Annotated in this window: 1 protein-coding gene and 1 pseudogene; both read left to right on the top strand. The window is 44.0% G+C overall.

The annotated features are described in order from the left end of the window. Positions 1–603: 603 nt before the first annotated feature. Positions 604–1,569 (top strand): annotated as a pseudogene (locus DEV76_RS25775) (RHS repeat domain-containing protein); the annotation flags it as partial. After that, positions 1,566–1,856: a hypothetical protein gene (locus DEV76_RS25770; RefSeq protein WP_109700843.1), complete on the top strand. Its 291-nt coding sequence runs from the start codon at positions 1,566–1,568 to the stop codon at positions 1,854–1,856. The pseudogene DEV76_RS25775 and the gene DEV76_RS25770, both read left to right, overlap by 4 nt. The last annotated feature ends 181 nt before the right edge of the window (positions 1,857–2,037 follow it).

Raw genomic sequence — 2,037 nt, 5'->3', positions numbered from 1 at the left:
CGTGTGTGCCGCCGCATGGCGGGTGGTGGCGGGAAATGCTCCAACGTCCTTAGGTGGACAATCAACACAATCTTCTTTAATCTTTAAAATGTAAACAGATGGATCTGTTATGGTTTATGAATCCCTCGTTGGGAGCGGATTACGGTACGTTTAATTGTTCGGTATGCGGGGATGCCTTCCATTACTCGCCTCGTCTGGTATGCCATTGCAATGGGTGCGCCCTGCGGGAGCTGGTGACGTTGGAGCGTTCGGAGGCGGATGCGGCACAGCGAGCCATGTATGGGCGTGCATATGCGTTGCTGGTGGACTTGTGACCAGCGCTCGTGCAAGTCCTGCCGCGAACGGCGGCACCGGGACATTACCCAGCGGTGGTATGGTCTTGGCGGATCATGGGCAAAGCAGGTGGCCGGGCATCGGGTTCCAGGTACCTGCTGTAGCCACCTGCTTTACCCATGATGGTGTTGAATTTTTTCTTTCAGTTGGAAATAGACATATGAAAGAAAAAACTATCTTGGCGGAAGTTCTTTGAGAGAGCCGGTGTTATGGGAGGCCGGGATGTACTATAGGGCAAAAGTTTTGGCGGTCTGAAGCTATGGGTTTAACGGAAAGGAGAATGATAATGAGGTAGGCAAAGGAGAAGGAGGGCAACAGGATTATGGGATGAGGATTTATGATCCTAGAGTGGGTAGGTTTTTAAGTGTCGATCCTATTACCAAGGACTATCCCGAATTAACTCCATATCAATTTGCCAGCAATACGCCAGTTTGGGCTATGGATTTGGATGGATTAGAAGCTGATCCATTTCAAATGCACCATTCGAGGCGTTTGATAGATGAGAGACGGGCCACTATGACACCGGAGCAACTCGAGCAAGACAAGGCGTTAGAGAAAAAAATAGCACTAGGCGCTGCGGCAACACCAATTTTGATTGGTGGAGCTGTAATTGCTGGGCCTACTACTGCTGTACTTGCAACAACCACTGCTGTCAAAGTTGGACGATTTGTGGTGCCGCCTTTAGTTTGGGTCGCTAGAAATCCTCAGGTGTTAAATGAAGCAGGGAGTTTTGTTATGGGGTTACTCAATCCTGGGCCAGAGGATTTGAATCCGGGTAGTAATTCGGATGAACTAGGGAGAATGATTGGTAACCCTCTAAGGAGGGCATTTAGTAAAGTTTTTGATGCTGATGGATTTGCTAAAGTAACTGATGGTCTTGGCAATGAGGCAGGAAGAGGGTGGTTGTCTCAAGGAGAACTGAATTTAGTTATTAAAACTAAAGGCACAAGTTTAGAAGGACATGGGGCTCAAGTGTTTGATGAAATTTTTGACTTTGTTAGTAAAAACTACGATGAAATTACGTCCATTCGTGGGACATGGCGAGCTGGTTCTATGGGCGATAATTTAGCAACATTCAATAAGCTTGTAAAGGAAGTGGGGATGGAACAGGCAGCTCTGCAAACATATACTGGCAAGATGGCGTCAAGGGCAGGTTTTAATAAAGTGACAGTAACAGGAGTTAAAAATAGTGATGGAGATTACATTTCTGTAGATGCAATATTTAAAAAAGAATGATGGTAAGTAAGGAAAATTTATTTGAATTGGGCTTTACAGGCTTTGAGCGCTTGAGGAAAAGTGAACGTGATGGTAAGGAGAGATTAGTTTGGTATGGATTGTTGCATGGTGTAAGTACTGTAGTTGTGGTTGTTAATAACGATTCTGTTCTTGAATTAGAGAAATTAAGTAGCGAAGATCAATATCATTTAAGCAAGCTGTTAGAGCACTTTTCATCTAATCCAGCATTAAATGAAGTAGTAACTGCTATTAAGGAACATGGGATACTTGGCGGAATTGAGCCATGAGCTAATGCAGTTTGAAAGAATTAAATGCCGCCTTATCGGGCGGCGTTTTTTATTGACACTATAACAAAAACTGTGTAAACATAGAAAATCGGAGTTCGTAAGAGCTCCGATTTTTTTACTTTTAAACTTTACACAGAATAATGAAAGCAGAGGATTTTTTATCAGACGATTTTTTGAAGCA

This window comes from Chitinophaga deserti (assembly GCF_003149455.1).
GTDB classification, from domain to species: Bacteria; Bacteroidota; Bacteroidia; order Chitinophagales; family Chitinophagaceae; genus Chitinophaga; species Chitinophaga deserti.
This window is presented reverse-complemented; position numbering and strand designations above follow the sequence as displayed.